This window comes from Arthrobacter sp. Hiyo1 (genome assembly GCF_001263615.2).
Classification (GTDB): domain Bacteria; phylum Actinomycetota; class Actinomycetes; order Actinomycetales; family Micrococcaceae; genus Arthrobacter.
The window spans coordinates 305,747-310,696 of sequence record NZ_DF952470.1 but is presented as its reverse complement, the minus strand read 5'-3'; the positions used below and the strand labels follow the sequence as shown (position 1 = coordinate 310,696).

The following is a 4,950-nucleotide window of genomic DNA, read 5'->3' as shown; positions in this document are numbered from 1 at the left end:
ATTGCGCTGGACGAACTCGTGGAGCGCGACGGCGTGGACCTGTTCACCGCGTTGTTCTCCGAGTCCCAGGGCCGGGCCATCGTGTCCGTTCCGCGCTCCGAGGAAATCCGCTTCAAGGACATGTGCACGGCCCGCGGCTTCGCCCACCTCCGGATCGGCGTCGTCGACGCTGCCGGCGGCAAGCTGGAGATCAACGGCGTGGACGAGCTCTCCTTGGACGCTCTCAACGAAGCCCACGAGGCCACCCTGCCGAAGTACTTCGGCTAAGCCCTGGGACCCCCAACGCGGTCACTTACGGCCCAAGAATCCCCTCGGGATGGGCCGTAGGTGACCCCGCGTTGTGTTTTCAGTCTTCGCTGTGGAGTTCCCGGCGTCGGGCGCTCAGGAGCTCCAGTTCCGGGCGTGCTGCAACGAAGCGTTCGACGGCGTCGAACACCTCGACGAGATGCGCCCGGTCTGCCGCCACTGCCCCCGCGCCGATGAGTACACGGCGATGCTGGTCCAAATGCCCGGTCTCGGCGGCAGAGACTTCGAAACGCCGTTTCAACTCGGCGATCAGCGGACGCACGAGGGAACGTTTCTCCTTCAGGCTGTGCACCTCGCCGAGGAGGATGTCGAACTCAATCCACGCGATCCACATGCGCCCATCGTATCCAGTAGTCCGCGCGCCCTCCCGCTTCGGAGCCCACGGTGGCAAGATAAGGGCAGACTAAAGGAGCTCCATGGGCGCGGACGATCATACGAACAAGGCCGGCAACGCAGTATCCCGGGGTGCCGATTCGGTGGGTGACGCCGTAGACGATGCGAAGGATTCACGCACCGTCAGGGTAGTGGCACGGGCCGGGTTCGTCGCCTTAGGGCTGATACACCTCCTGATCGGGATCATCGCCTTGGGGATCGCGCTGGGCGCATCCGGCCAAGCCGACCAAAGCGGTGCGGTCAGCCAACTGGCCGCCACGCCTGGCGGCGTCGTCCTGTTATGGGCGGGACTAGTGGCCTGCGGTGTCCTCGCGCTCTACATGGCGAGCGACGCCGTGATGGGGTGGAGCGGGGGTGGCAGCTCGAAGCCCTGGATGAATCGGCTCAAGGCAGCCGGGCAGGCGATCGTCTTCGCTGTTGCCGCGGTGACCTTCGGAAGCTTCGCGCTCAGCCGTCCGAGCAGCAGCAGCGAGAAATCCCGCTCGACCAGTGCAGACCTCATGTCCAGCACTCCGGGAACTGTCCTCTTGGTGATCATCGGAGTGGCGTTGCTGGCGGCTGCCGGCACCTACGTCTTCCTGGGGATCACACGCAGGTACGAAAAGAACCTGAGGGGAAAACCGTCGGGAGCCTTGGGAGATGCGTTCACGGTGCTTGGAGTAGTGGGCTATTGCGCAAAAGGGGTGGCGCTTGGCGCCGTCGGCTTGCTCATCCTGATTGCCACGGCGGAGCACGACCCCTCCCAACAAGGCGGCCTCGACTCCGCACTCAAGGCCTTCCTGAAACAGCCCTTTGGCGGATGGGTGCTCGGGTTCGTCAGCCTCGGACTGATGGCCTACGGCGTCTACTCCTTGTTCCGTTCCCGTTACCAGCGGCTCTGACGGCGGGCCCAACCTTCGCGTGGTGGCCAGAAACGCCCGACGCGGCCCCCACCAAAGGTGGGAACCGCCGTCGGGCGCTTTTTTTAGCCAGGTTGTGCTACTTGGACGTGCCTTGCGACACCGAACCCTGCAGCTGGCGCTGGAAGATGACGTAGACGATCAGGACCGGAACCACCGTGACGGTGACTGCTGCGAACAAGGCGCCGAAGTCCACCGCATAACCCATTTGGCCGGCGAAAGCGGCCAGTCCTTGGGACAGCACGCGTGGCCCGGCCGCGTTGATGGCCACCGGAATCAGGAACTGGTTCCACAAACCCAGGAAGTTGAAGATGGCCACGGAAGCGAGTCCCGGCTTGGCCATCGGCAGCATGACCTGGAAGAACGTCCGCCACTCGCCTGCTCCATCCAAGGCAGCCGCTTCCGTGATTTCGTGAGGGAGCGACTTGAAGAAGGAAAACAGGAAGAAGACCGTGAACGGCAGCGCGAAGCCGACGTACACCAAGGTCAAACCCGGGAGGGTGTTGAGGAGGCCGAGTCTCTTCATGACGAAGAACAAAGGCACCATGGCGAGGAAGATCGGGAACGTGAGCCCGGCCAGCATGAGGTAGTAGATCGCCTTGCTACCGAAGAAGACATAGCGCGCCAGGACGTAGGCGCACATGGCCCCGAGGACCATGACGATGACCAGGGCGCAGCCCACCACAATCACGGAGTTGAGGAAGTAGCTTCCGATGCCGGCCTCGGTCCAGGCCTTGACGTAGTTGTCGAAGCGCCACTGGGAGGGCAGGGCGAACGGCGAAGCGAAGATCTCGCTGGAGGTCTTGAAGGAGGACATGAAAGTCCACAACAAGGGCAGGATCACGATCAGCGACCAGATGGTCAGGGCAGTGTGCGAAACGGCGCCCACCACCTTGTCCCCTGGTGTCGTGGCCGGTTTGCGCGGGTTGAAGTGCAGCGACTTCATTTCCTGGCTGGCTATTTTGGTAGTCATCAGAGGGACACATCCTTGTCGCCACCAGTGAGCCTGTTGACCAGAAACACGAGGCCGGAGAAGATCAGGGTGGCTACGGCCAGCACAACGCCCATGGCGCTGGCCAGTCCGAACTGGCCCTTCGTGAAGGCGGTGAAGAAGAGCTGCTGCGACATCACCAGGGTGGAGTTGTCCGGACCACCGCCGGAGTTCAGGGCGGCCATGTAGACGAAGGCATCCAGCGCCAAAATGCCCATGTAAATGTACGCCGTCTGGATGTTGTCCCGGATCAGCGGGATGGTGATGGACACGGCAGTGCGGAAGCGCCCCGCGCCGTCAATCCGGGCCGCCTCGAACAGTTCGGCGGGGATACCTTTGATACCCGCCACGAAGAGCACCATGTAGAAGCCGATGAAGCCCCACACGATCACGAACATCGTGGCGATCATGGCGGTGTTCTTATCTCCAAGCCACGCGTAGGACTTGAATTGGTCCATGCCGAGGGAAGTGAGGATGCCGTTCAACAGACCCCCGGAAGGATCGTAGATCTGGCCCCACATGATGCCGATGGCGATCGCCGGAATCGTGTAGGGGAAGAAAGAGACAACCCGGTAGAAGCTGGAGTTGCGCAGGCCCTTGATCTGGCCCTTGCTGCTGCCGCCCACTGTCACCAAGGTTGCCAGCACCAGGCTGAGGATGATGGTGATGATGGGCAGGCAGATGACCAGCAGGATGTTGTTCCCCATGGCCTTCATGAAGATGTCATCCGTGAAGAGCTTCCGGTAATTCTCGAGTCCGATGAAGTTCTGGTCGGGTGAGAAACCGCTCCAGTCAGTCAGGGAGTAGCCGAACGCCTGGATGAAAGGCCAAATCACAAAGAGGAGGTAGATCGCCAGGGGCAGGCCCAGGAAGACCACGAAGAAACTGACCTTGTCGAACGTCAGGGGCTTGCGCCGCCTCTTGTAGACGGGTGGTGCGGTATCCGGAACGACGACGGCGGACGCGCCGCCGTCGACCCGGAGGGTTTTTGCTTTCACTGAAGTCACTTCACTTCAATCTTCTTGACCGAGCTGTCGTTACGGACCTTGTCGGTGATCTTCTGCAGGTCCGACGTCAGTGTGGCGACATCGGACTTTCCATCGAGGAAAGTGTTCCACACAACCAGCTGGTCCTTGTTGGTGCCGTAAAGGTCAATGAAGTTCCAGGTGTAGATGTTGTCGCCCGCGTCGCTGAGCAGCTTCGTCTGGGAGACGAGTGCCGTGGAGCCGAAGCCATCGGAGGGAACGGTGTCCTTGACGATGGTGGGGGCCAGCTTGGTCTTGGCGAAGTTGGTCGCAGCGTCCTTGGAGAGCATGACGCGGAGCAATTCCTTGCCGCCGGGAACGTTCTTGCCCTGTGATGGAACCACGAAGGGCTCGCCCGCTGCGCTGTGCAGTGCCGCGTAGGGCAGTTTGGAGCTGGTGGTCACCGAGGGGACGGGCGCACCGGTCATCTTGAAGCCGGCCTTGGTCTGGTCCTTCATCTCGTTTTCGATCCACGAACCGGACGGGTAGAACACTGCTTCCTGGGCGTTGCTCCACTGTGCCTGTGCTGCCGTGAACTGCGTGCCCGAGCCACCTGGCTTGAAGTGGCCTGCCTTGACGATCTTTTCCAGGGCGGTGAAGACGCTCTGGAGTGCAGGGTGGGACCAGCAGTCTGCCTTCAGGTTTTCAAGGCCGAGGCGAACGTCGTGGCCACCCTCCTTGATAGCGGAGGCGATCGCCATTTCCTGGTAGTACGTGGCGGCTTCCTTGCCCCAGACGAACAGGTATTTGCCCTTGGCCTTGGCTTGCTCGCCGAGCGCGTACATCTCATCCCAGGTCTTGGGAACGGACCAGCCGTTGTCCTTGAGCAGGGCATCCGAATACCACATCGCGTAGACGGTGAGGACGTAGTTCAAGGCCGCCAGCTTGCCCTCGAAGGTACCCGGGGCGAGCACTCCGCCGTAGAGGGTGTCCTTGATGACCTTGCCTTCGAGGTTCTTGGCGTTGACCACGCTGGTGAGGTCTTCAAGCTGGGCCAGGATGGTGCTGAAGCCGATTGCCTTGGCACCCGAGTTGTCGATCAGGTCCGGCGGGTTGCCTCCGACGAATCGTGGCTGCAGTTCCTGTGCGATGTCCGTGGACGGGGAAATCTTGGCAGTGGAACCTGAATGTGCGCTTTCGAAGCCCTTGCCCGCGAAGTCGACATAGTCGATTCCGTACCCGCCCTTGAAGATCACTGCGTCAACGGTGGACTTGTCTGCCATGCCGAAGGGATTGGTGTCCGAAACGGTCCCCGTTGGACCAGTTGTTCCTCCGCCGCCACCCCCCGCGCAGGACGCCATCGAGCCGGCCAACGGCACAAGCACGGCCGCGGCAA

The 4,950-nt window shown here is 61.8% G+C and carries 5 protein-coding genes and 1 pseudogene; 2 read left to right on the top strand and 4 right to left on the bottom strand.

The features are described from left to right. Positions 1 to 267: pseudogene (locus tag AHiyo1_RS10350) on the top strand (AIR synthase-related protein); the annotation flags it as partial. Positions 268 to 346: 79 nt separating this feature from the next. On the opposite strand, the gene AHiyo1_RS10345 reads toward AHiyo1_RS10350, so the two are convergent. Continuing rightward, positions 347 to 640, bottom strand: a complete 294-nt coding sequence (locus tag AHiyo1_RS10345) for a DUF503 domain-containing protein (RefSeq protein WP_059388513.1) — start codon at positions 638 to 640, stop codon at positions 347 to 349. An 82-nt stretch (positions 641 to 722) separates the two neighbouring features. Here AHiyo1_RS10345 and AHiyo1_RS10340 point away from each other — a divergent pair, with 82 nt between their 5' ends. Next, positions 723 to 1,580, top strand: a complete 858-nt coding sequence (locus AHiyo1_RS10340) for a DUF1206 domain-containing protein (protein ID WP_059388512.1) — start codon at positions 723 to 725, stop codon at positions 1,578 to 1,580. Between the two features lie 97 nt (positions 1,581 to 1,677). Here the strand turns inward: AHiyo1_RS10340 and AHiyo1_RS10335 are convergent, their stop codons facing one another. The 3 genes from AHiyo1_RS10335 to ngcE all read right to left on the bottom strand — a co-directional run. After that, entirely contained in the window at positions 1,678 to 2,571 is an 894-nt protein-coding gene (locus AHiyo1_RS10335; RefSeq protein WP_059388511.1) for a carbohydrate ABC transporter permease, read from the bottom strand. Then, entirely contained in the window at positions 2,571 to 3,596 is a 1,026-nt protein-coding gene (locus tag AHiyo1_RS10330) for a carbohydrate ABC transporter permease (protein ID WP_172465567.1), read from the bottom strand. The genes AHiyo1_RS10335 and AHiyo1_RS10330 overlap by 1 nt, the downstream gene beginning before the upstream one ends. Beyond that, a partial coding sequence (ngcE, locus tag AHiyo1_RS10325; RefSeq protein WP_059388510.1) for an N-acetylglucosamine/diacetylchitobiose ABC transporter substrate-binding protein occupies positions 3,593 to 4,950 on the bottom strand: 1,358 nt, incomplete at its 5' end. The genes AHiyo1_RS10330 and ngcE, both read right to left, overlap by 4 nt.

Excerpts from the sequence above, each read along its gene's own strand:
- AHiyo1_RS10345 (WP_059388513.1), bottom strand. The coding sequence starts at position 640 with ATGTGGATCGCGTGGATTGAGTTCGACATCCTCCTCGGCGAGGTGCAC.
- AHiyo1_RS10340 (WP_059388512.1), top strand. The coding sequence starts at position 723 with ATGGGCGCGGACGATCATACGAACAAGGCCGGCAACGCAGTATCCCGG.
- AHiyo1_RS10335 (WP_059388511.1), bottom strand. The coding sequence starts at position 2,571 with ATGACTACCAAAATAGCCAGCCAGGAAATGAAGTCGCTGCACTTCAAC.